This is a genomic window from Wolbachia endosymbiont of Litomosoides brasiliensis (genome assembly GCF_013366805.1).
Classification (GTDB): domain Bacteria; phylum Pseudomonadota; class Alphaproteobacteria; order Rickettsiales; family Anaplasmataceae; genus Wolbachia.
Map to the genome: position 1 here is coordinate 1 of NZ_WQMO01000016.1, position 23,040 is coordinate 23,040.

General features: G+C 35.1%; 23 protein-coding genes, 1 tRNA gene and 6 pseudogenes. 11 read left to right on the top strand and 19 right to left on the bottom strand.

Annotated features, from left to right (window positions below; translation table 11 throughout):
• Positions 1-211 (bottom strand): annotated as a pseudogene (locus GO684_RS03780) (helix-turn-helix domain-containing protein); the annotation flags it as partial.
• Positions 212-460: 249 nt separating this feature from the next.
• Here GO684_RS03780 and GO684_RS05285 point away from each other — a divergent pair.
• From GO684_RS05285 to lgt, 3 genes and pseudogenes are all read left to right on the top strand, one after another.
• Positions 461-861 (top strand): annotated as a pseudogene (locus GO684_RS05285) (transposase); the annotation flags it as partial.
• A gap of 276 nt (positions 862-1,137) precedes the next feature.
• The gene (smpB, locus tag GO684_RS03785) at positions 1,138-1,587 is read left to right on the top strand and encodes an SsrA-binding protein SmpB (RefSeq protein WP_175939075.1); all 450 of its coding nucleotides are present in this window, start codon (positions 1,138-1,140) and stop codon (positions 1,585-1,587) included.
• A 6-nt stretch (positions 1,588-1,593) separates the two neighbouring features.
• The gene (gene lgt, locus GO684_RS03790) at positions 1,594-2,385 is read left to right on the top strand and encodes a prolipoprotein diacylglyceryl transferase (RefSeq protein WP_175939077.1); all 792 of its coding nucleotides are present in this window, start codon (positions 1,594-1,596) and stop codon (positions 2,383-2,385) included.
• Positions 2,386-2,407: 22 nt separating this feature from the next.
• Here lgt and GO684_RS03795 read toward each other — a convergent pair whose 3' ends face one another.
• The 14 genes and pseudogenes from GO684_RS03795 to GO684_RS05305 all read right to left on the bottom strand — a co-directional run.
• Complete coding sequence (locus GO684_RS03795; RefSeq protein ID WP_175939079.1) at positions 2,408-2,785, bottom strand: holo-[acyl-carrier-protein] synthase; 378 nt, start codon at positions 2,783-2,785, stop codon at positions 2,408-2,410.
• Complete coding sequence (proS, locus tag GO684_RS03800; protein ID WP_175939081.1) at positions 2,782-4,059, bottom strand: proline--tRNA ligase; 1,278 nt, start codon at positions 4,057-4,059, stop codon at positions 2,782-2,784. Before proS ends, GO684_RS03795 begins: the two co-directional genes overlap by 4 nt.
• A 98-nt stretch (positions 4,060-4,157) precedes the next feature.
• Positions 4,158-5,360, bottom strand: a complete 1,203-nt coding sequence (locus GO684_RS03805; RefSeq protein ID WP_175939083.1) for a WH2 domain-containing protein — start codon at positions 5,358-5,360, stop codon at positions 4,158-4,160.
• Positions 5,361-5,478: 118 nt separating this feature from the next.
• Entirely contained in the window at positions 5,479-7,044 is a 1,566-nt protein-coding gene (locus tag GO684_RS03810) for a penicillin-binding transpeptidase domain-containing protein (RefSeq protein WP_175939086.1), read from the bottom strand.
• Positions 7,045-7,158: 114 nt separating this feature from the next.
• Positions 7,159-7,314, bottom strand: coding sequence for a polysaccharide deacetylase family protein (locus tag GO684_RS05290; RefSeq protein ID WP_246228219.1), 156 nt, complete (start codon positions 7,312-7,314; stop codon positions 7,159-7,161).
• 156 nt (positions 7,315-7,470) lie between these two features.
• Complete coding sequence (locus tag GO684_RS05295) at positions 7,471-7,785, bottom strand: polysaccharide deacetylase family protein (protein ID WP_246228220.1); 315 nt, start codon at positions 7,783-7,785, stop codon at positions 7,471-7,473.
• Between the two features lie 133 nt (positions 7,786-7,918).
• Positions 7,919-8,868 (bottom strand): annotated as a pseudogene (locus GO684_RS03820) (IS630 family transposase).
• Positions 8,869-9,268: 400 nt separating this feature from the next.
• Positions 9,269-10,195: a bifunctional methylenetetrahydrofolate dehydrogenase/methenyltetrahydrofolate cyclohydrolase FolD gene (folD, locus tag GO684_RS03825; protein WP_175939088.1), complete on the bottom strand. Its 927-nt coding sequence runs from the start codon at positions 10,193-10,195 to the stop codon at positions 9,269-9,271.
• Positions 10,196-10,198: 3 nt separating this feature from the next.
• Positions 10,199-10,762, bottom strand: coding sequence for a UbiX family flavin prenyltransferase (locus GO684_RS03830; RefSeq protein ID WP_175939090.1), 564 nt, complete (start codon positions 10,760-10,762; stop codon positions 10,199-10,201).
• Positions 10,763-10,873, bottom strand: a complete 111-nt coding sequence (locus GO684_RS05300; protein ID WP_246228221.1) for a GapR family DNA-binding domain-containing protein — start codon at positions 10,871-10,873, stop codon at positions 10,763-10,765.
• A gap of 19 nt (positions 10,874-10,892) precedes the next feature.
• Positions 10,893-11,018, bottom strand: coding sequence for a hypothetical protein (locus tag GO684_RS05625; RefSeq protein ID WP_255419661.1), 126 nt, complete (start codon positions 11,016-11,018; stop codon positions 10,893-10,895).
• Between the two features lie 9 nt (positions 11,019-11,027).
• The gene (locus GO684_RS03840) at positions 11,028-12,314 is read right to left on the bottom strand and encodes an HlyC/CorC family transporter (RefSeq protein WP_175939092.1); all 1,287 of its coding nucleotides are present in this window, start codon (positions 12,312-12,314) and stop codon (positions 11,028-11,030) included.
• A gap of 119 nt (positions 12,315-12,433) precedes the next feature.
• Positions 12,434-12,667, bottom strand: coding sequence for an aminotransferase class III-fold pyridoxal phosphate-dependent enzyme (locus tag GO684_RS03845; protein WP_246228222.1), 234 nt, complete (start codon positions 12,665-12,667; stop codon positions 12,434-12,436).
• Positions 12,668-12,850: 183 nt separating this feature from the next.
• A pseudogene (locus GO684_RS05305) lies at positions 12,851-13,279 on the bottom strand (transposase); the annotation flags it as partial.
• Positions 13,280-13,360: 81 nt separating this feature from the next.
• Here GO684_RS05305 and GO684_RS03860 point away from each other — a divergent pair.
• The 5 genes and pseudogenes from GO684_RS03860 (at position 13,361) to sucD (ending at position 17,080) form a co-directional block, all read left to right on the top strand.
• Positions 13,361-14,350: pseudogene (locus GO684_RS03860) on the top strand (IS630 family transposase).
• Positions 14,351-14,588: 238 nt separating this feature from the next.
• Positions 14,589-14,662 (top strand) — tRNA-Pro (locus tag GO684_RS03865).
• A 137-nt stretch (positions 14,663-14,799) separates the two neighbouring features.
• Positions 14,800-15,000, top strand: a complete 201-nt coding sequence (gene rpsU / locus GO684_RS03870) for a 30S ribosomal protein S21 (protein WP_175939113.1) — start codon at positions 14,800-14,802, stop codon at positions 14,998-15,000.
• Positions 15,001-15,028: 28 nt separating this feature from the next.
• Complete coding sequence (gene sucC / locus GO684_RS03875) at positions 15,029-16,189, top strand: ADP-forming succinate--CoA ligase subunit beta (RefSeq protein WP_175939099.1); 1,161 nt, start codon at positions 15,029-15,031, stop codon at positions 16,187-16,189.
• A 3-nt stretch (positions 16,190-16,192) separates the two neighbouring features.
• Positions 16,193-17,080, top strand: a complete 888-nt coding sequence (gene sucD / locus GO684_RS03880) for a succinate--CoA ligase subunit alpha (protein ID WP_175939101.1) — start codon at positions 16,193-16,195, stop codon at positions 17,078-17,080.
• A 7-nt stretch (positions 17,081-17,087) separates the two neighbouring features.
• Here sucD and dapF read toward each other — a convergent pair whose 3' ends face one another.
• A complete protein-coding gene (dapF, locus tag GO684_RS03885; RefSeq protein ID WP_175939103.1) occupies positions 17,088-17,843 on the bottom strand; it encodes a diaminopimelate epimerase in 756 nt (251 codons plus the stop codon).
• 5 nt (positions 17,844-17,848) lie between these two features.
• Complete coding sequence (locus tag GO684_RS03890; RefSeq protein ID WP_175939105.1) at positions 17,849-18,406, bottom strand: nitroreductase family protein; 558 nt, start codon at positions 18,404-18,406, stop codon at positions 17,849-17,851.
• A 194-nt stretch (positions 18,407-18,600) separates the two neighbouring features.
• Between GO684_RS03890 and GO684_RS03895 the strand changes: the two genes are divergently transcribed.
• The 3 genes and pseudogenes from GO684_RS03895 (at position 18,601) to GO684_RS03905 (ending at position 20,891) form a co-directional block, all read left to right on the top strand.
• The gene (locus tag GO684_RS03895) at positions 18,601-19,098 is read left to right on the top strand and encodes a biotin transporter BioY (RefSeq protein ID WP_369408528.1); all 498 of its coding nucleotides are present in this window, start codon (positions 18,601-18,603) and stop codon (positions 19,096-19,098) included.
• A gap of 271 nt (positions 19,099-19,369) precedes the next feature.
• Complete coding sequence (locus GO684_RS05310; protein WP_246228223.1) at positions 19,370-19,663, top strand: hypothetical protein; 294 nt, start codon at positions 19,370-19,372, stop codon at positions 19,661-19,663.
• 286 nt (positions 19,664-19,949) lie between these two features.
• Positions 19,950-20,891 (top strand): annotated as a pseudogene (locus GO684_RS03905) (IS630 family transposase).
• Between the two features lie 82 nt (positions 20,892-20,973).
• On the opposite strand, the gene GO684_RS03910 reads toward GO684_RS03905, so the two are convergent.
• Both GO684_RS03910 and GO684_RS03915 read right to left on the bottom strand, forming a co-directional pair.
• A complete protein-coding gene (locus GO684_RS03910; RefSeq protein WP_175939109.1) occupies positions 20,974-21,753 on the bottom strand; it encodes an exodeoxyribonuclease III in 780 nt (259 codons plus the stop codon).
• Positions 21,753-22,460 carry a uroporphyrinogen-III synthase gene (locus GO684_RS03915; RefSeq protein ID WP_175939111.1) on the bottom strand — a complete coding sequence of 236 codons (708 nt, stop codon included), beginning with the start codon at positions 22,458-22,460 and terminating at the stop codon, positions 21,753-21,755. The genes GO684_RS03910 and GO684_RS03915 overlap by 1 nt, the downstream gene beginning before the upstream one ends.
• Between the last annotated feature and the right edge of the window lie 580 nt (positions 22,461-23,040).

Here is a 23,040-nt window from a genome sequence, read left to right on the forward strand (position 1 = left end):
TTTGCATATTACGGTGTACTGTAGTCTTGTTGACATTCAAGCCGAATTTTTCCTGGATTCTTATTCTCGTTTCTTTAATAGTAATATTAGGGTTTTCTTGTATCCATACTTCAACTTGCTCAAATTGACTCTGATCTAATTTAGTTTTTCCATGACATTGATGGGAAGCAGACAATTTTTCTTCTCTTTCAAGTTTGGGTACTTTATCCATGCGGTTAATGCTGTTCTTAAATGCAACTTGCTGCGGCTGTTATACTGTGCTTTTTTGCTGCAATTATAGCATTTAGTTTTTTGCAATATATGCGTTATCTCGCACTTCTTTCAGCATTTCTTTTGCCGATTCTACAACTTTTTCATTCAATAATTTTAATTTCGACGCCATTTAAATCTCATTGTTTTGCTTACCTCAGTGTGGCTTCTTTTTCATTATTGTCTATCCGTTTCCTATATATTGGAAACTGGTATTAGAACACAAGTTAAAGTAAAATTAGGTAGACAAAGCTTTTATCTCTACAGCGAGCTAATCCTAAAAATGGAAGGGGTTCTAACTTATTTGCACCGAATATTAACACTGATTATATGAATGTATTTCTTGAACAAATGTTCACAATATTTAAGAACACAAGAAGCCTTCCTTGTCATGGATTGTGCTAGTTTATATAGGTCAAAAAATTTAAAAGTACCTAAAAATATTGAGATTATATACCTGCTACTAATTCACCTGAGCTCAATCCTATTGAGAGACTTCAGTTGTATATAAAACAAAACATTTTACGTAGTAAAGTCTATAATACAATTGCTTTGCTTGAGAGTGCTTTGCGCGAATTTATTGCCTCTCTTTCTCGCCTCGTAATTAAATAGCTCTGCAATACCACTTATTTGACTCACTAACAATAGGAATTGGCGTAACTACAGGTTCTTTTACCCTCTTTCCCATCTGGCAAATTTCTTAAACATTTATGGCTAAAGGTCATGCTAGAGATCAATTGCGTCTTATCCTCGAAAAACATTTGATTACATTAACCTACCCTGCTGTTTTTGAACATACGAGTTTCAAATTTTAGAACATTATTTTTTGACATTGCTGCAAAAGCTAAAAACCCTGTATATATTAAAGCCTGAGAAATATTTTTAAACATGGAAGTTATTGCAGAAAATAGAAAAGCAAGGTTTGAGTACTTCATCTTAGAGGAATTTGAAGCAGGTATGGTCCTTTTAAGTACTGAAGTTAAATCTCTAAGGGAAAGAAAAGCAAATATTTCTGATGCTTACGTTATCGAAAAAGACGGTGAAATATGGCTGCACAATATGCACATTGCAGAATATAAAGCTGCAAACAAAAAAAAACATAAGCCGAAAAGGGAACGTAAACTGCTTCTGCATAAAAAAGAGATAAACAAATTAATTGGTAAGATCAAGATCGCTGGAGTTGCTGTTGTGCCACTTCTAACTTATTTTAACAACAAAGGATTAGCAAAAACTAAAATTGCTATTGTAAAAGGAAAAAAACTTTATGACAAAAGAGTAACCATAAAACAGAGAGAGTGGGACCGTGAAAAAAATAGATTGTATAAAAATAACCTATAGCAAAATATGTCTTTAACTCCAGTAGTTTTTAGCATTGGTCCTATCTCTATATATTGGTATTCTTTAGCATATGTTTTGGGTATAGTCTTTGCATATTGGTATCTACATAAGTTAGATAAGCAAAAAATATTTACCAAAAATTTTTACGATTCATTGTTAACAGCTACCATTATAGGTATTATCCTTGGAGGCAGGCTTGGTTTTGTATTAATATACGACCCAATCTCTTACATAAGCAACCCTATTGAGATATTGAAGACCTGGAAAGGAGGGATGTCATTTCACGGTGGCGCTATAGGGGTTTTGTGTGCGGTGATAACTTCGTGTAGGAGACATAATGTTCCTATATTTTACACACTGGATCTAATTTCTTGTGGAGTTCCCACAGGTTTGTTTTTAGGCCGCATAGGCAATTTTATAAACGGAGAACTGTTTGGTAGGGTTACAACTATGCCGTGGAGCATGGTATTTCCAGAGAGTGGTGATAATTCACTGCGCCATCCAAGTCAGCTTTATGAGGCATTTTTTGAAGGGCTGTTACTTTTTACAATTGTAAATTCACTATTTTTTTTGACTAGAATAAGACTATATCACGGAGCACTAACTGGCATTGCAGTTGCGTGGTATGGAATAGCGCGTTTTGTGGTTGAATTTTTCCGTGAACCAGATTATCAAGTTGGTTATTTGTGGCTTGATTTAACCATAGGACAGTTGCTTTCAATACCTATGATTCTGCTAGGAATAATCGTGTATCTGAGTGCATTAAATTCTAAATTTAATACTAAATCTATCATGTAAGAAAAAGCAAATATTTGTGCAGTTAAGAAAGTAAGTTGCAAATTACAACAAACGCAGTGGCATAATCTCCATCGTCACTGAGAGAAAGGTGAATCATGTGGTCTTTGGAGATGAAATCCTTGCTAACAGTAAGATGCGGTTTTCCTCTTACGTCATTGTATATTTCTATATCCTTCATTACAATACCATGGCTGAATCCACCTAATGCCTTAACAAAGGCCTCCTTTGCTGCAAAGCGTTTAGCAAAATACTTTGCTTGCATTTCTTGGCCGTTGTATTTTCTGCTTATCTCTATTTCCCGCTCGGTATAGACTTTATTGAGGAACTTTTTCCCGTATTTTTGTAATGCCCTTAATACTCTTGGTATGTACACTATGTCAGTGCCAATATCATGTATCATTTTGTGTTAAAAAGGTTTATTGCCTCTTCAATTTGCATTTCCTCCATCCTTCCAGTTGCTCTATTTTTTATTTCAACTATATTTTCACTTACTGCTTTCTTCCCAACAATTATTTGCCATGGTAAGCCTATGAGATCCATCCTAGCAAATTTTACTCCTATACTTTCTTCCGTATTATCATAAAGCACTTTGTCGCTTTTAAAAGCACCGTATATTTTATTTGCAATCTCTATACATTTAGCTGTTTTTATCTGTAAGTTAATTAAACCAATTCTGAAAGGAGCCACTGCTTCTGGCCAGGTAATTCCTTTATCATCATGGAAAGCTTCTATTATTGCAGCAACAAGCCTTGAAACCCCAATACCATACGAACCCATATGTATATTAACATTTCTTCTATCCCGCATGGCAACCTTTGCATTCATTGGCTTTGAATATTTATCACCAAAATAAAAAATGTGTCCTATTTCAATACCCTTACTAACGTTTAGCTGTTCTTGCGGTATGGGGCAAGTTTTAAGGTCATGCATATCATCTGCAACTGCATATATACTCTTCAAACTTTCAACATCCTCGCTTTCTAGTAATTCAGAAAATTTATTGTCATAATATAAAATGCTTTCGCCAGTGCTTGCCAATATATGAAACTCATGGCTCAAATTTCCTCCAATCGGCCCTGTGTCTGCTCTCACTGCAATTGGAATAAGCCCCATGCGTTTGAAGATTCTTATATAAGTTTTATACATCAAATTATATGAATTCAGTGCACTTTCGCAATCTACGTCAAAACTATATGCATCCTTCATCAGAAATTCCCTACCTCTCATAACACCATAACGTGGCCTTACTTCATCACGGAATTTCCATTGAATTTGATATAGGTAAAGTGGCAAATTCTTGTAACTTTTTACCATATCTCTAACTAGACTAGTTGCCACTTCCTCATGCGTTGGACCAAAAAGCATGTCTTCTCCATGCCTATCCCTTATACACAACATTTCCTTACCATAATTATCATAACGTCCTGATTCGCGCCAAAGACCTGCCGGTTGCACGCAAGGCATTAACACCTCAATTGCACCAGACTTATTCATCTCATCCCTGATAATGTCTTCAATATTCCTCAATACACGCAAACCGAGCGGTAACCACGTATAGATGCCAGATGCTATCTGTTTTATTAAACCTGCACGCAAAGAATATTGATGAGAGATAATTTTAGCATGAGCAGGTTTCTCCTTTAAAGTTGACAAGTAACATTGAGATAGACGCATTTAATAAATCTGATTGTATTAAGCAATCTTAATACAATCAGACTCGTAAGTAAACTTGTTTAAAAAAGGGAGAAAAGTTTGCAGTGTTTATCTTTCAGTTATTGCTTTATAGGGAAAGCTTTAGATTCTTTTTGTAAATTAACACACTTTAAATCTGGCTTAGGCAGCGCCGGCAATGGTTCCTTTTTGTTTGACCAATAACTTGAAGGAGTTGCAGTTTCAGGCTCTTGTTGACCTGCATCATCATCAGACACACAACCACTGCTAGGAGTTGCACTATTTCTTTCACCATATAGCTGAGAATTTGAATGAGTAAATTTTCCCTTGTGTTTTGTCAGCTTTTTTTCCCTCAATTCTTCTTGCTCATTAACACTCCTGTCACTCCAACCACTACTATCACTGTAGTTAGAACGACCGCTTTCGCTATCTGAGAATCCAATTACTAATCTTCGATATTTAAGTTTTTCAAACAATGCAGCCCTAGAATATTCATCTACGCTGTTGCTTGATTGCTCTTTTTTACCATCTTTCATTGCCGCCTGTTTTTTTAACTTCTCATCGCGTTCTTTCTTGGTTAAGAGCTTTGTCCCTTGTCTTATCTGCTCAAGTATAGCATTACGGCTATCGTCATACTCAAGTGTCCTTACAGGACCGCTAATCTTCATTGCCGCCTGTTTTTTTAACTTCTCATCGCGTTCTTTCTTGGTTAAGAGCTTTGTCCCTTGTCTTATCTGCTCAAGTATAGCATTACGGCTATCGTCATACTCAGGTGTCTTTACAGGATCGCTAGCTTTCTTTAGTTTTGTATTCTTCACCCCTGCAAATAAACCAGCACTACTTGGTTGAGTTGATGAAATTTGAGAAAACGGAGGTGGAGGTGGTGTATTACTTGATAAAGGTGGAGCAGACGATGAGAAAGTCCTTGTACCACATGTTGGTGAAGATGATGAAAAAGAAATATGTTTATTTAGTTCATTTTTCAAAGCACCATTCTTACACGCAGATTTTTGTATTAGTCCCTGAGATACAGTGCATTGCTGGCCAGATCGGTCAAGTGTTTCTCTGCTGGAACGACCTACTTCTTTCTTGTTACTAGCTGTGGAAACGGCAAGTTTAACAAGGTACGCTGCTGAAATCAGTGCAACAACCATAGAGACAGCAAAAACTGCTAACGGAGCTGCTGCAATAGCACTGGAACCAGAAACTGCTGCAATAACATAAGGAAGATATTGACCAGCTGTGAAGCTCAATACAGATAATGATAAAACAGCAATTAAAGGCCCGAAACTAGATATACGCATTTTTTTCTCACTATTGACATAGTATCAATAGTAGTAAACTATCAATAACTGTCAACAATTTATAGATAAATTAATATTCGTATAAGATAATATATAACCAGCAATAGCCATATAATATTCACCCTTCAAGCATATATCTTAATATCTCATTGGCCATAGCAACATCTTGGCGTGGGGCTTTGCCGTACTCTATGAACACAGAGACTGCGTAGCGCGGGTCATGGTAAGGACCATAAGCGATGAATAATTTATGACTTTCACCCTTAGAGTTTATCTCTGGTGTACCAGTTTTGCCAGCAATTTGTATAACGCTTAGCCCCTTTCTATAGGGTCTAGCTTTGGCATTCACCACGTTGAACATAGCTTTTCGAACTATGCTAAGATACTTATGAGCTATATCAATATCAGGAAAATCTTGTACCGTTTTACCCATCTCAATGTGGGGAATTACCTCTTTTCCTGTTGCAATTCTCGCTGCAAGAACTGCAAGTTGCAGTGGTGTTGCAAGCACATACCCTTGCCCTATAACCAAGTTGATAGTATCACCTAAATACCACTTTGAATATAGCTTTTGTGTACGCCAACCTTTATCAGGCAACAATCCTGGAGCCTCTTCTTTAAATGTTCCGATTAGTGGCCCACTTCCGATACCGAATTTTCTGGCCATTTCCACTAAGGAGTCTACACTTATTTTTTTTCCTATATTATAAAAGTAAGTGTTGCATGACAAAGCAATTGCTTCATTTAAAGACACATATCCATGGACTTTGCTTTTCAAGCAACGAAACCTCCGCTCACCTATTCTCATATAGCCTACACAAGAAAATTTCTCTTCTGGCGTAATTATTCCATCCTTCAAACCTGCAAGTGCAACTATTATTTTAAATATTGAACCAGGTGGAATTTGATACGATAATGCACGATTTACAAGTGGCAATGAAGGAGTATTTAAATCTTCCCAAGCCTCATTTGATAGTTTATCAGCAAAAAGATTATTATCATAAGAAGGTGAGTTATATAACGCTAAGATTTCTCCATTGCTTACATCAATCGCTGTTACAGAGCCTTTATGACCTTTAAATATCTCTGCGATTTTCTCCTGCAGATCAATATTAACTGTCAGCTGCACATCCCGTCCGTCCTGTTGTGGTATGCTTGATAATTCTCTCACGATGCGTTTTTTAGAATTTATTTCCTGCTCAGATTTCCCTGGCTTGCCTTTCAATATATGATCATATGTATATTCAATACCACTGATTCCCGCTTCATTTATGCCTTGCTGTTTTTTTGTGTATCCTAGTGTATGAGAACATATTGAACCAAACGGATAGTAACGTTTGTAAAGAGCGGTTATTTTTATTTCTGATGATTTTGTCACATTAGATTTAATTTCTGACAATGTTTCCCAGTCAACTTTTTCACTGGAAACTTTTTGCCCATCAAATAAAACAACGTACGAAATTTTGTTTACTGCAAGCTCAACGCCATTCCTATCTAAAATTCTGCCCCGCTTAGGCATAATAGCAACAATTCGTATCCTGTTACTGTCAGCTAGCATTTCGTATTTCTGTCTATTGCGTATTTGTAAACTATATAACCTACAACTAAAAATTGCGGAAATGGTAAGCTGAATACCGCCTAATATAAATGCCCTGCGGTTAAAGACTTTGTTTTTTGTACGCATAAAAATTTTTTAAATGCACTCTCTCCTATTGACACACCTTTTGCTTCATAAACCCTTTCCTCCTATTCTTAAGGGAACAAATTCATAACCTTATTTTTCTAGCGTTCTAATAAACTAAGGTAAAGCTTCAAATGTATTTGATTTATTATTGTGATCATGAAACAGTATAATTGCTCCATTATGTACGTTACCCATAATTTTTTCAACTAAGATCTCTAGTTTATCGCCTTGCCAATCTAAAGAATCGACCATCCACAATATGGAACACATGCCCAATTGATTAGTGTTTTAGATTAGATTATTGTCATTCATACGGTGGATGAAACCATTTCACATCCTGTCTGTTGCATTTTTAATTGCCATATTCATCTTTTCTAACTCTGGCAATTGTTCCTCACTTGAGAGTGATGTCAATTTCTTGTGCGACTAGGAGTGACGACCCAGCTTATGACCGGCATTATAGACTTTCTCTACTACCTCAGAAGTCTTTTTATTTATGCGTTCACCAAGAGGAAAAAATGTCGCTTTTGTTTTACAGTTCTCTAAAATATTAATAACATCATTCACTCTGTTGCCAGATGGCTCATCATCAAATGTAAGTGTAATAAACTTGCCGCTGTTATTTAACAACCTTTTGATATCGCCTAAATTTTTATATGATAGACCTAAATTACAATTGAGTCCACAGTATAGTAAATTAAAATTACAATCACCATAGAAAATTGCTCTCGGGTGCAGCAAAAGAAAAGTTATTATTAATCATGATTTTAGCCCTATTATTCCAATACCTTTCATCCTGCCCAATTACATTACTGCACTATAGACCTTATACCAATTCTCATTGTTAGTGAGTCAAATAAGTAACATTGCAAAGTTATTTAATTGCAAAGTGAGAAAGAGAGGTAATAAATTTACATAAAACGCTCTCAAGTAAAGCAATTGTATTATACGCTTCATTTCGCAAAATGTTCTGTTTTATATACAACCAAAGTCTCTCAGTAGGATTAAGCTCGTGGTGAGTATGGTGGTAGATATATAACTCGATATTTTTAAGTACTTCTAAATTTTTTAGCTTATGCCAACTATTATAATCCATGATAGAAAAGGCTTCCCGTGTTCTTAAATATTGCAACATTTGTTCAAGAAGTATATTTATACAATCAGTGTTGACATTCAGTGCAAATAAGTTGAACTCTCTCCATTTTTAGGATTAACTCGCTGTAGAAATAAAAGTTTTGTCTGCATAATTTTACTTTAACCTGTGTTTTAACGCCATTTTCAAACCACCCCGTGCCAATTTTGAATGCGTCCTCATTCATCAAAGAAAAATAATTCCTGTTCAAGACGCTTACCAATGGCTCATTAAGTTTTTTAAACTCTTCCTGCTACCTTTATTTGCTCATTGTGAATTGGTCTTGGCGTAATATATGAAAACTCCATTTCTTGCATATTACGGCGTGCTGTAGACTTGCTAATATCCAAAACAAATTTTTTCTGAATTCTTATCTTTAACGGCAATATTAGGGTTTTCTTGTATCCATACTTCAACTTGTGCAAATTAACTCTGATTCAATCTAGCTTTTCCACTACGTTGAGGGAGAGTAAACAATTTTTCTTTTTTTCTAAATTTAGGTGCTTTATCCATGAGGTTAGTGCTGTTCTTAAAATGAAACACATCTTTGCTGCGGCTGTTGTACTGTGCTTTTTTGCTACAATTACAACATTTAGTTTTTTTGCAACATATGCGTTATTTCACACTTTCTTCAGCACTTCTTTTGCTAATTCCACGGCTTTTTCATCCAGTAATTTTGATTTCAACGCCATTTAAACCTCGCTATTTTACTTACCTCAATATGGCTTCTTTTCCATTATTGTCTATTTGTTTCTTGATATAGTGAGAATTAATATAAGAATACAAGAAACTTTTCTTGTTATAGATTGGATAGTTGATATAAGTTAAAAAATTTAGAGGTACCTAAAAATATCAAATTATATATCTACCACCATGCTCACCACGAGCTTAATCCTACTGAGAGACTTTGGTTGTATATAAAACAGAACATTTTGCGAAATGAAGCGTATAATACAATTGCTTTACTTGAGAGCGTTTTATGTAAATTTATTACCTCTCTTTCTCACTTTGCAATTAAATAACTTTGTAATGTCGCTTATTCAATCCATTAACAACAAGAATTGGTATTGCTGCAGCATGGCTTCTTTTCCATTATTGCCTATTTGTTCTTTGTACAGTGGAAACCGGCATTAAGCTCACAAAATCAGAGACATCAACTTTCTTCTGCAAGCAAGCAGCAATAACAGTATTTATCATCAAGAATGCAATGGTCATCGGACCAACGCCCCCGGGTACTGGCGTAATAGCTTTGGTTTTTTCTTTTATTCTATCAAAATCAACATCACCTATAAGTTTTGTTTGTCCCTCTATATTTACACTATTTATGCCAACATCAATCACTATTGCTCCTTCCTTTATCCAGCCTTCTTGGACAAATTTTGGCTTCCCAACCGCTGCGACTACTACATCCGCTTTAGAGCAATATTCAGCTAAATTTTTACTTTGCGAGTGCAAGATGGTAACAGTGCAGTTTTCTTGCAACAATAGGCAAAGCATTGGCTTGCCCACAATGTTTGACCTACCAATCACCACTGCATTTTTACCTGAAAGGTTGGTTTCAACCAACTTAATTAAATGCAAAACACCTTTGGGGGTGCAAGGTGCAAGACAACTTTTTTCACCTTTAACTAATCTACCAACGTTTTCATCATGAAAGCCGTCTACATCTTTTTTAACACTCACTGTATTAATTACTCTGCCTGCTCTAACGTGACTTGGTAAAGGTAGCTGTACCAAAGTGCCACTTACAGATGGATCATCATTTAATTCATTGATTTTTTTAATCAATTCATTTTCCGAAATATTATCAGGCAAAACAATAGTTTCAGAACTTATACCTATTGATTCTGCTTTTTTTTGTTTATTACGAACATAAACCTGACTTGCTGGATTATTATTCACAAGAATTACTTTAAGGCAAGGAAAAATGTTGTGCTCTCTTTTTAAAACAGAGATTCTTTGTGATAATTCCTCACATAGGCCATCAGCTATTTTTTTACCATCGATGATAATTGTCACTTGCTATACTCCTTGCCATTCTTTGAAATCAGGTAATTTGATATCAAACAAACTCAACACTTTGCCAATAGAGTGACTTATAATATCCTCCAATGATTTTGGCTTAGTATAGAAAGCAGGCATTGGCGGAGCAATTATTGCTCCCATCTCCGTTAATTTCAGCATGTTCTGTAAATGACCAAGGTGTAGTGGTGATTCTCGCACTATAAGAACTAATTTTCTTCTTTCCTTTAGCGTTACATCTGCGGCTCTTGTTAACAGATTGGAAGTAACACCTGATGCAATTTCAGACATTGTTTTCATAGAACATGGAGCAATAACCATACCTGAAGTTTTAAATGAGCCACTTGCTATTTTTTCTCCTATTTTTTCTTCAGAATAGTAAAAATCTGCAAGTGATGTAATATCTTCAAGTCTTTCTGTAACCTCATGAGATATAGTTATTTTTCCAGCACGGCTTATTACTAAATGAGTTTCACAATTAGCACTTTTTAGTGCTTTCAAAATATGCACACCGTAAATAGAACCAGATGCTCCACTTATTCCAATCACAACCCTGTTATTCACTTAGTCTTCTTCGCAACTTATTCCCAATGCGCGCTCATAAGTATTAAGCAATATCTCTTGTCTTGCCCTGTCATTATCTTCCATTTTTCTCAGCCTAACAATTTGTTTCATCACTTTTGTATTCTAACCTTTACCTGCGCTTTTGCATATACATCACAAATGAGATCTTGCACATTCTTCTTTCTTTGTCAAGTTTTTCAATTCTCTCTGTATAATCCTTTAACTCCTTAGCCGTTACTTTTGCTATGTTTTTCATAAAGCCCAACTAATTAATTGCTGTTACAGTATTATCAGTTTTTACTTGTACTTCAATAACAGTAATAATATTTTTATCTTTTTTTAAAATCCTAAAGTAAAAACTAAACATGGAAAATTCCTCGCCTTCTTCAGGAATACGCTCTATCTCATTTACAATCATACCTGCCAAAGTTGTAGCTTCTTCGTCAGGGAGATCCCAGTGTAACTGTCTGTTAATATCCCTAATAGTAGATTTTCCTTCTATGTGATACACGTTATCAGATATCTTCTTTATAAAATTCTCCGTGATTAGGTCATGCTCATCGGAAATTTCTCCAACTATTTCTTCCAGTATATCTTCAAGGGTTACAATTCCCTGCAGCACTCCATATTCATCAATAACAAACGCAAGGTGTTTCCTATTTCTACGGAAGTTATGAAGTTGTACACTAAGTGGTGTGCTTTCTGGTAGGAAACAAGGTTTTGACATAACTTGGGCAATGTCAACCTCCTCTACTTTATTATCCTTTTCACGCAAGGCATTTATTAGATCTTTCACGTGAACTACTCCGACAATGTTATCTGGCTCTTTTTGCCATAAAGGTACTCTACTGTGGCTGCTGATTAAAATTTCTCTTATTAATTCTTCTTTATTCTTATCTATATCAAGAGAAAACAGGTTTCTCCTATGGGTCATAATTTCTGATATTTCTGTCTCAGCTAAGTCAAGTATGCTGCTTAACATATCCAAATCTTGTTGTAACATTGTTCCTTCACTGCGGTGAAGGGCAATCATGTTACGCATTGCGTCCGCTGCAGATATCGCTTCCCTATTTTTATGAAGCCCACATAATTTTAAAATGAAGTTAACAATAAATTGAATGCCTAACGTCAATGGAGAAAAAACCTTGACAAAAAACAGTACAAAATAAGCAGAAAATGACGTAAACTTTTCAGGATTTTGCATGGCGTAGGTTTTTGGTAGCACCTCACAGAACAGTAAGATACAAAACGTCATTACAATTGTTGATAGAAAAACACTTTCATTTCCAAAGAGATTTATAAATATTGCTGTAAATAAAACGGAACAAGTAATATTAATAATTGTATTTCCAAGTAATATTGTCCCTATTGTTAATTCTTTTTTATTTAACAAGTGGTCTATCATCTTGGCTCTTTTGTTGCCGTCCAGTTTTAGCTTATTGACTCGAGAACGACTAATTGAAGTTAAACCTATTTCTGCTCCTGAAAACAAAAATGATAAAATCAACAAAACAAAAATTATCGATAATATTAAAACCAATAACCAATCCATTAAAGTATGATGTTATTGAGAAAAGCAGAGCTAATTTTATATGTTATAAGAAGCATTTGCAAGCTCGAAGTTTTATATGGTAGATTTTACATATTTAAAATGTTTATATATCTTTAACCTTAAAAAAAATTATAAAGTATATCGTATGCTGCGTCCATATGTTTATCCTCAACGGCAAGTAGAGGGATTATTTTTATTACTCTGCTATTCGGAACCTTAGTTACTATTAAACCTTGATCAAGAGACTGAACGATAATTTTATCCTCCAAAGGAGTTTTAAGTTCTATTCCTATAAATAAACCTTCCCCACGGACTTTGGAAATTGTCTTCGGAAATTCTTCAATTAAAGGCAAAAGTTTTTCTTTTATATATTTACTAACTTCCTTAACATGACAAGGAAGCCTTTTTCCAGCGTTATATCAAGCACTGCATTGCTAACAGTCATAATAAGTAGATTACTACCATAAGTTGATTCATGTATTCCTGAAGTAATTACCTCTGCTATTATAACCTTTTACTAATACCAATTCTCATTCTTAACAAGTTAAATAAGCAACATTGCAGAGTTGTTTAATTGCGGAGCAAGAAAGAGAGGAATAAATTTGTGCAAAGTGCTCTCAAGCAAAGCAATTGTATCATAAACTTCATCGCGCAAAATGTTCTGTTTTATATACAACCGAAATCTCTCAATAGGATTGAGCTCAGGTGAGTATGGTGGCAAGTATATAGTTCCGATATTTTTAGGTACCTTTAGATTCTTCGACTTATGCTAACTAAAGCAATTCGTGACAAGGAAGGCTTCTCATGCTCTTAAAATATTGCGACATCTATTCAAGAAATATATTCATGTAATCAGTGTTGACATTTGGCGCAAATAAGCTAGAACTCTCTCCATTTCTAGGATTAACTACGCTGTAAAGATAAAAATTTTGTCTACCTAATTTTACTTCAACCTGTGTTCTAATACTAATTCCCACTATACAAGTAACGGATAGGCAATAATGGAAAAGAAGCCAGACTGAAGCAAGTAAAATAATAAGGTTTGAATGGCATTGAAATTAAAATTATTGGATAAAAAGTCGTGGAACCAGCAAAAGAATCTGAAGAAAGTGCAAAATAACGCGTATGTTGCAGAAAAACTAAATGCTGCAATTGCAGCAAAAAGCACAGTATAACAGCCGTAGCAAAAGCATGCTGCATTTCAAGAACAGCACGACTGCGTGGATAAAGCACCTAAAATTTGGAAAAGAAGGAAAATTGTTTATCCCTTAAAGCCGTAAATAAAAAAAACTAGATTAAATCAGGGTCAGTTTGAATAAGTTGAAGTATGGATATAAGAAAACCCTAATATTACTATTAAAGGAATGAGGATAAGAATCTAGGAGGAATTTGGCTTGAATGTTAGCAAATCTACAGCATACTGTAAAATGAAGTTTTCATATATTGCGCCAGACCAATTCATAATGAGCAAGATAAAGATCGGCGGGAAGAGTTTTAAAGAAAACTTAATGAGGTTATTGGTAGTAGCCTGAACAAGAGTCATCTTTCTTTGATGAATCTCGGTTTGGCATACATTTGAAAGTTGGTGTGGATGGTTTAAAAAGGGCGCTAAAACACAGGTTAAAGTAAAATTAGGTAGACAAAATTTTTGCCTCTACAGTGCAATTAATCCTAGAAATGGAAAGGGTTTTAGCTTATTTGTACCAAATGTCAACACTGATTACATGAATATATTTTTTGAATAAATGTCACAATATTTAAGAACACGAGAAGCTTTCCTTGTCATGGATTGTGCTAGTTGATATAAGTCAAAAAAATTTAAAGGTACCTAAAAATATTGAGATTATATACCTGATGCCAATTCGCCTGAGCTCAATCTTATTGAGAGACTTCGGTTGTATATAAAACAAAACATTTTACGTAATAAAGTCTATAATACAATTGCTTTGCTTGAGAGTGCTTCACACGAATTTATTGCCTCTCTTTCTCACCTCGCAATTAAACAGCTCTGCAGTGCTACTTATTTGACTTGCTAACAATGAGAATTAGTATAGTTTTTTTCTTTCATAATAATCCTCATCGCAGCCCTTATAAAATAACATGGGCAAATAAAGTAAGGAGAAAGAAAAAGTGGTAATTTAATCTAGGAATAAATAAAAATGAAGGGATTACCAAGTGCAAAGGCAATAACGGAACATATTTATTGTAAATGCTTTTTGGCAAATGAATAAACCTTGCGTTTTGTTGAGTTGTTGATATTTTAAATAAAGAAGTCGGGGCGTAGCGCAGTCTGGTAGCGCATTTGGTTTGGGACCAAAGGGTCGGGAGTTCAAATCTCTCCGCCCCGATTCTTGGCATGGGCTTCATGCTTTTGACCCTTTATGTTCTGGTCATGTTACAATTAAGTTTATAAAATAATTGACAACGTTAATTTTCTAATTTATAAATAAGCTTTTAAGATAATTACTGTAAGGAGGTGTGGAGTTTGATTGAAGTGTCAGTTCATTATGGTGATGTGGATAGGGCTTTTCCAGTATTGAAAAAAACGATTCAAAAGGAAGGAAGAGGGGTAAAGATGAAAAAACAATATCATGAAAAGAAGTCAGAAAAAAGAGCTAAAAAGAAGGCTGAAGCTAAAAAAAAGAGGCACCAACAAGAGAGTAGAAAGCAGCGGTATGGTTGGTAATTTTTAATAATTTATCATTGGTTATTTTATGAATATTCACGAATATCAGGCAAAAGAGGTTTTGCATAAATTTAATGTTCCAGTGCCAAAGGGTTTTGTTGTTATATCCGCAAAAGAAGTAGAAACCAAAATAAGTCAATTAAAGTCTGATGTGCTTGTAGTCAAGGCTCAAATTCATGCGGGTGGTAGGGGTAAAGCTGGTGGCGTAAAATTAGCAAAGTCAGCTGAAGAGGCTCAACAGTTTGTAAAAGATATGCTTGGCATAATTTTAGTTACTCACCAAACAGGACCAAGTGGGCAACAAGTAAGAAGAGTGTACATTGAGGAAGGCTTTAGCGTTGAAAAGGAATATTATTTAAGCATAGTAGTTGACCCAAAGCTCAGTAGTCCAACATTCATATTTTCCTCAGAAGGTGGAATGGATATTGAAGAAGTTGCAAAAAATTTTCCCACAAAAATTGTGAGGCTTGATATTGATTATACTGCTGGTTTCGCGAGTTTTGATAGCAGAAAGCTAAGCGATAGTTTTAACTTAAGTCCAAAACAGATAGAAAAGATAACAAATGTTGCAAAAAATATATATGATGCATTTATTGTAACTGACGCAAGCCAAATCGAGATTAACCCACTAGTTGAAACAAATTCTGGAGATTTTGTTGCGCTTGATGCTAAAATAAATTTTGATGACAACGCTCTGTACCGCCATCCGGAGATTGTGGAACTCCGTGATTATGATGAAGAAGTGAAAGAAGAGGTAGAAGCTTCAAAATATGGGCTTAGTTACATAAAAATGGACGGCAATATTGGTTGCATGGTAAATGGCGCAGGTCTTGCTATGGCAACAATGGATATAATAAAATACTATGGAGCAGAACCTGCTAACTTTTTGGATGTTGGTGGCGGGGCAAACAAAGAGGCTGTCACTGAAGCGTTTAAGATTATATTGTCTGATGGCAACGTAAAAGGAATTTTAGTTAACATATTTGGTGGCATAATGCGTTGCGATATTATTGCAAGTGGAATTGTTGAAGCTGCAAAAGAAATGAGCATTAAAGTTCCTCTAGTGGTTAGGTTATCAGGTACTAACTTTGAGAAAGGAAAAAGGATCTTGGAAGAATCAGGATTAAATATTGTTGTTGCAGATGAACTCGATGAAGCTGCACAGAAGATAGTAAAAGAGGTGGAGTAAAGCGTGTCTGTTTTAGTAAGTAAAGATACAAGATTAATATGCCAAGGTTTTACTGGTGCACAAGGCACATTCCATTCAGAGCAAGCTATCAGCTATGGGACAAAGATGGTTGGTGGCGTAACTCCTGGAAAGGGTGGAAGCTCTCACCTCAATTTGCCGGTCTTTGATACTGTAGCAGAAGCTAAGGAAAAAACTGATGCGAATGCTACGGTCATATATGTACCTGCTAAGTTTGCTGCTGCTGCAATACTCGAAGCAATAGATGCAGAGATAGAGTTGATAGTTTGTATTACAGAGGGCATTCCTATACTTGACATGGTAAAGGTTAAGCATGCGCTTATTAATTCAAAGAGTCGATTGATTGGTCCTAACTGTCCTGGAATTATTACACCTGAAGAATGTAAGATAGGAATCATGCCAGGACATATTCACAAGCGTGGGCATATAGGAATTATGTCTCGTTCTGGAACTTTAACTTATGAAGCAGTGGCACAAACAACTGCTGTTGACCTTGGTCAATCAACATGCATTGGGATCGGAGGAGACCCTGTTCATGGTATGACGTTCGTTGACTGCATGGAACTATTTTTAAAAGATAAAGATACTCATGGTATTGTAGTTATTGGTGAGATAGGCGGAAACGAGGAAGAGGATGTATCACATTTTGTGAAGACGGAAAAAATTAAAAAGCCAATTGTTGGATTTATAGCTGGTCAAACGGCACCTCCAGGAAGGCGCATGGGACATGCTGGAGCAATTATCTCTTCTAGTGGAGGAAGTGCTGGTGCAAAGCTGGAAGTTATGAGCAGTGCTGGTATTGCAATTGCGGAAACTCCTGCAGTGATTGGTAAAAAAGTTTTAGAAGCAATGCATAAGCCTCATGTTGCCTAAACTGAGGCTATAGAAATCCTATATCGCCAGTCATAAATATGTTGTCTAACCACTCGATTAATAATTTACCTCCTGGAAAATTTACTGAGGCCTGTCGAGTAATCAAGTACCCGCGTAGCACGGATGCAACAAATACTGCACAGGCTGCACTACCACATGAGGCAGTGATGCCTGTACCTCTCTCCCAAACTCTTAAAGCTATTTCTCCAGATTTTTCAATTTGCGCAATGTTGACATTTACTTTCTTGGGAAATAATGTATGATTTTCTAATTTTGGTCCTAAGCTTTGTAACGGTATTTCACTTATGTTATCAACAAAAAAAACTATATGTGGATTACCAATGTTTACTGCAACTGGATCTTTTAACATTTCAAGCTCTATGGGTAAATGAAGTGGATCACACTTAGCGGAGAGAGGAATTTCATGCCACTTGAACAGTGGTTTACCCATGTTGACCTTTATGGATCTGACACCCACTTTGAAGCACTCTAAAATGCGCTCGTTTATTAGCTCGATAGTGACATGCTCAGTACTTTTTTCCGACATTATTAAATATCCAACGCAACGTACTGCGTTTCCACACATTTCAACTTTGCTACCGTCAGCATTATAAATGTGCATAAAACAGTCAGCCGCACTGGAGTTGGTTATTACTATAACTTGGTCACAGCCATTTTGATTGGCAATTTCTCTATAATTCCAATTCAAGTTGTTTGTTGAACGTGAATCTATGATAACAAAATTGTTACCAGTGCCATGCATTCTTTTTAAGAATTTGGCCACTCATTATAAAAAAATATTTCCTCTATTGGCTTTCTTGTCTTTTCCTTGACTTCAGCCCCCTCTTTTTCGTAACCAACCGCTATCACTGACATTACATTAAAATCATCGGGTATATTGAACTTTTCCACTATTTTATCTCTATCAAATCCACCCATCTGATGAGCCATTAAATTCATAGATGTAGCCTGTAGCATAAATGCATAATTTGCTGCACCAGTATCATGGCTGCCCCAAAAATTTGCTCCTTTTGTGTGATCACGAAAATTTTTAGCGCTCAATGATATGAGTAGTATTTGTGTATCTTTTGTCCACTTTTGATTAGATTCAGTAAGGCAACTCAGTAATTTTTCCCATGCATTTTGATTACTTTGTCTGTTACATATTACATATCTCCAGGGCTCGTCACCATAACATGAGGGAGATAACCGTGTAGCTTCTATTAGCATGTTTATTTCTTCCTGATGTACTAATTTACTTTGGTCATATGAACGTCCACTGTGCCTTATTTTCATCAATTCCAGTAGATCTTCTTTATTTATCATTTTAACCCTCAACAAAAAAACTAGCTATATTATAGTAGAATATTGGAAGAAGTTTAACCTTTTTGTTTCACACAAGGAACATAATTATGAGCAACAAAAGCAAAATTTAAATTGCAAGATTCCTGAAATATAATTAGCTTTAATATGTTTTAATTTGGGGGAGTATGTTTGCAACACAATTTGCCAGTAAATTGGTGTTAATTGAGGTCTTCTTTTGTGTTTTATTCCTATTTCTAACGGCTCAAATAAGCATACCGTTACAACCTGTGCCTATTACATTGCAAAGTTTAGGAGTAATGCTTATTGGGCTTAAGTTTAACCGCAGGACGGCATTATATTCTGTGCTTATGTATTTATCACTTGGCACAGCAGGATTGCCTGTTTTTGCAGATTTTCTTGGTGGCTATTACACTTTCCTCAGGCCAGCAGGTGGATATTTAATTGGTTTTTTAGCCGCTGTTATAGTAATGGGTAAAGTAAACCAATTGCTGAACTCTAAATGTGAATCACTTATACGCAATTCTCTGAGCTGTCTAGTTGGTACAGCCACAATTTTTGCTTGTGGTGTCAGTTGGCTTGCTATTCATGTAGGTTTGAAACAAGCAATAATGGTTGGCGTGCTACCGTTTATCCTTCCTGGTTTGGTGAAGATTTTCCTACTCGTAGCGGCTTTACAATATTTGAGAGGATGATAAGATTTAGCCCTCACCGTTTCATGTGTACTCTTGCATTTTGTAGATATAGGTATTCTCGGGATTTTGCAAAAGATTACAGAAAGATAGCAGTAAGGTAATTGCTGATTCCCTCAAGTCAAGGCAACCGATAATCTTGATAGTATCTATAGTGCTTGTTCAAATCAGACTCAGCAAGGTAAATGCACTACATGAGCTAAAGTTTTAGAGCAGCTAGGCAGGGGGTATATGGAGGTTTTAGAAATGAAAATTGGGAGAACTTTGACCTGGAGTGAGGAGTGAAAAGAATCAAGGAAAAACGTCTTTAGAAAAATTTGACTACGCATGTGAGGGGTACAGCTGGAAGCAATATGCAAAGGAGCTCTTTTGCCCTCCATATAATAAGTTGATAAAGATGTATAGAGAAATAATCAGGAAAGATACTTCACCTCAATTCGCTAGAAATGGTGTTGTTCCAGTGGCTCCTTTTCCTGTTAATCAACACCCTCTTCCTCATCATTCCAATACCTTCTTCTCTTGTCATCCTGTACCTCGACACTGGGGTCCAGTTTTTCATAATCATTAAAAACGTTATATTCTATCAAAAAATAGCTGCTTTCATGACACTATATAAAATAACTCAGTGGTCACATGCTATAATATAAAGGGAAGAAAGGACCTTTACCCTTTGTTAGAATAGTCCATTCTCTTCTCCGGGGTAGTATGGGGTAATTGATGCCAATTCCCGCTGTATAAGGAACGGATAGACAATGATGGAAAAGACGCCATGCTGAAGTAAGTAAAATAATGAAGTTTAAATGGCATTGAAATCAAAATTATTGAATGAAAAAGTCATGGGATCAGCAAAATAAATGCTGAAGGAAGTGCAAAATAACGTATATATTGCAAAAAAACTAGATGTTGTAATTGTAGCAAAAAGCACAGTATAACAGCCGTAGCAGAAATATGTTACATTTTAAAGACAGCATTGACTACATAGGTAAAGTACCTAAAACTTGGAAGAGAAGAGAAATTGTTTGCTCTTTTCAATGTTATAGAAGAACTAAGTTTTGAATCGGAGTCAATTTAAACAAATTGAGATATGGATACAAGAAAACCCTAATATTACCATTAAAGAAATGAGAAAAAGAATCTAGAAAAATTTGGCTTAAATGTCAGCAAGTCTACAGTACGTCATAATATGCAAAAAATAAAGTTTTCGTATTTACACCGAGACCAATTCACAATGAACAAGATAAAGGTGTATAGGAAGAGTTTAAAAAAAGCTTAATGAGGCTATTGAGTATACTGTAAGAGTTGTTCATCTTTGATGAATCGCAGTTTGGCATACATTCAAAGGTTGGGCACGGGTAGTTTAAAAAGGGTGTTAGAATACAGGTTAGAGTAAAATTAGGTAGACAAGATTTTTATCTCTATAGTGCAGTTAAATCTAGAAATGAAGAGAGTTTAACTTGTTTGCACTGAACGTCAACATTGATTGTATGAATATATTTCTTGAATGAATGTTGCTCTATTTAAGAGCGTGAGAAGCTTTTCTTATCATAGATTATCCTAATTAGAATAAGCTAAAAAATTTAAAGGTACCTAAAAATATCGAGATTATATATCACTACCATACTCATCTGAGTTAATCATATTGAGAAACTTTGGTTGTATATAAAACAAAACATTTTGCGTAATAAAGTCTATAATATAATTGCTCTGCTTGGGGTGCCTTTATATGCAAATTTATTATGTCTCTTTCTCACTCCGCAATTAAACAACTCTGCAATGTTACTTATTTGGCCCACTAACAATGAGAATTGGTATGAGATTGTATTCTCTATATCTTGTCTTTCAGATTAAGTCTTGTCTTTTACACTTTGAGGGAAATTATCACCCTATAACACACACAACAGGTGTATGATCGGATGGATTTTTCAGCTTGCGCAGTCTGTCATCTATGTAGCATATTTCTAACCTATCGACTGCTTGTGGTGATAGCAGCATATGATCTATTCGCATTCCTTGATTATTTCTTGATGAATTACCTTGATAGTGCCACCAGCTAAACTGTTGTAAATTTGGATGGCATATTCTAAATGCATCTTTAAATCCAAGGTTCAGGATTGCTCTTAACTTCTCACGTTCTCTTATATGAAAACACACTTGGTCGATCAATAAAGTTGGATCAAAGACATCAATTTCATCTGGTGCAACATTGTAATCACCGGCTATAATAATTAACTCCTCATTCTTTAGCAAATTGTTCATTCTTTCATATAGTTTATCAAAAAACTTGAGTTTATATTCAAATACATGAGAGTCCGGGCTTTGACCATTTGGGACGTATACGCTACCTACTCTTATCTTTTGATTATTGTATTTTATTAAGCACTCTATATAACGAGCTTCTTGATGACCTTCTACAATGTCAATTTTAAATTTCTCTAGTATCAAATGCTTAGATAGAACACAAACACCATTTCTTGCGGCCTGCCCGTAGACAATGCATTCATATCCTAGCTTTTCTATTTCTATATAAGGAAATTGTTCTTCCGTGCATTTTATCTCTTGCAGTAAAATTATATCTATCTGATCATCGACTATAAAATTACAGAGCTGGTCAACCCTCTTACGTATAGAATTTACATTCCAAGTTGCAATTTTTAGCATCAGCAATCCTTATTAATTATGTCAATTAAACTCTCTTGAGTAGGTAGTCTCGATGTTATAATTTTTTTCCATTTGATTGGCTTCAAGCTGTCAACAATATTCTTACTCATAGCACATGCAGTTATATTGTCCATTGCGTTAGATAAACCACTTTTTAGAACTAAAGAACAGAATATCCTTGCTGTCTGTGAGGAAAAAAAAGCAACACTATTAATTTTACCACCTGATAGTAAATTTTTGCACCTATTAGTTAGGCCTCTTTTAATAAGGGTCTTATAGAATATAACTTCTCTTACATTAAAACCTTCTTCGGATAATCTCTTTTTTAAGTCGCATGATACTTCTTGCCCCCTTATATACAAGAATTTTACTGCTCTTGAGTAGTAATTTTTTATGAACGATATCAGCCCTTCAACATTGCTGTCTGCTGATATAATATCAGAAAACCCTGAATCCTTTGCAGTTTGCATAGTCGAATTACCAACCGTAATGATTGGAAGACCATCTACTCTGCATGTTTGGCTAAATGCTTTCACGCTGTTCTTGCTGGTGGATATTACTACATCAAATTCATATGCAGATATGTCAGGCTGCAAATGCTTTATTGTGAATACTGGTTCTATATATACTTTATACCCATATTTTTTTAGTGTGCTTCTTGTATTTAGTGAATCTGATAAAGGCCTTGTTAATAAGATAGACTTCATTCTGATCTACTTTACTATAGGTAGAAATAATACCTTTGATAAATAAATTACTGAATAAAAATTTTTAAACAGATTATATTTCCTGTTACTAATACTGAACTTCATTAAAGTTTTGTAATTAAGCTTTACAGAAATTTTGTCAGAAGATAAATGTTCATTTTATTTATAAAAATTTAAAGTAGGCTAGCCTTTATCGATTGCTATGTTAAATATGTTACTACTGCTCATTGTTTTTATTTCTTCACTTTTGTTTGTGAATTTAATTCCTATTAGTGTAAAGTTTTTTTTATACTCGGTGAGCTTAAATGTTAAAGAAATTTTAAGCTTTACGATGCCTTTCATTATCTTTTTTTAATGCTCAATGGCATTAATAACCTAAAAATGTGGCAATTAAGTTCGTTATATTACCATTGGTAGCAGTTCTCTTGTTAAATTTGTTCAAACCTTATTATGCTAATTCTCATTATTAGTAGATCAGATAAGTAACATTGCAGAGCTGTTTAATTGCGAAGTGGGAAAGAGAGGTAATAAATTTGCACAAAGCACTCTCAAGCAAAGCAATTTTATTATAGACTTTGTT

Bases quoted from the DNA above. Each gene is read 5' to 3' on its own strand.
- proS (WP_175939081.1), bottom strand. From the start codon at position 4,059: ATGCGTCTATCTCAATGTTACTTGTCAACTTTAAAGGAGAAACCTGCT.
- GO684_RS05290 (WP_246228219.1), bottom strand. From the start codon at position 7,314: ATGTGTTCCATATTGTGGATGGTCGATTCTTTAGATTGGCAAGGCGAT.
- GO684_RS05300 (WP_246228221.1), bottom strand. From the start codon at position 10,873: ATGAAACAAATTGTTAGGCTGAGAAAAATGGAAGATAATGACAGGGCA.
- GO684_RS03890 (WP_175939105.1), bottom strand. From the start codon at position 18,406: ATGATAAATAAAGAAGATCTACTGGAATTGATGAAAATAAGGCACAGT.
- smpB (WP_175939075.1), top strand. From the start codon at position 1,138: ATGGAAGTTATTGCAGAAAATAGAAAAGCAAGGTTTGAGTACTTCATC.
- GO684_RS03915 (WP_175939111.1), bottom strand. From the start codon at position 22,460: ATGAAGTCTATCTTATTAACAAGGCCTTTATCAGATTCACTAAATACA.
- GO684_RS03805 (WP_175939083.1), bottom strand. From the start codon at position 5,360: ATGCGTATATCTAGTTTCGGGCCTTTAATTGCTGTTTTATCATTATCT.
- GO684_RS03840 (WP_175939092.1), bottom strand. From the start codon at position 12,314: ATGGATTGGTTATTGGTTTTAATATTATCGATAATTTTTGTTTTGTTG.
- lgt (WP_175939077.1), top strand. From the start codon at position 1,594: ATGTCTTTAACTCCAGTAGTTTTTAGCATTGGTCCTATCTCTATATAT.
- GO684_RS03810 (WP_175939086.1), bottom strand. From the start codon at position 7,044: ATGCGTACAAAAAACAAAGTCTTTAACCGCAGGGCATTTATATTAGGC.
- dapF (WP_175939103.1), bottom strand. From the start codon at position 17,843: ATGCATGGCACTGGTAACAATTTTGTTATCATAGATTCACGTTCAACA.
- GO684_RS03795 (WP_175939079.1), bottom strand. From the start codon at position 2,785: ATGATACATGATATTGGCACTGACATAGTGTACATACCAAGAGTATTA.
- GO684_RS05625 (WP_255419661.1), bottom strand. From the start codon at position 11,018: ATGAAAAACATAGCAAAAGTAACGGCTAAGGAGTTAAAGGATTATACA.
- GO684_RS03910 (WP_175939109.1), bottom strand. From the start codon at position 21,753: ATGCTAAAAATTGCAACTTGGAATGTAAATTCTATACGTAAGAGGGTT.
- sucC (WP_175939099.1), top strand. From the start codon at position 15,029: ATGAATATTCACGAATATCAGGCAAAAGAGGTTTTGCATAAATTTAAT.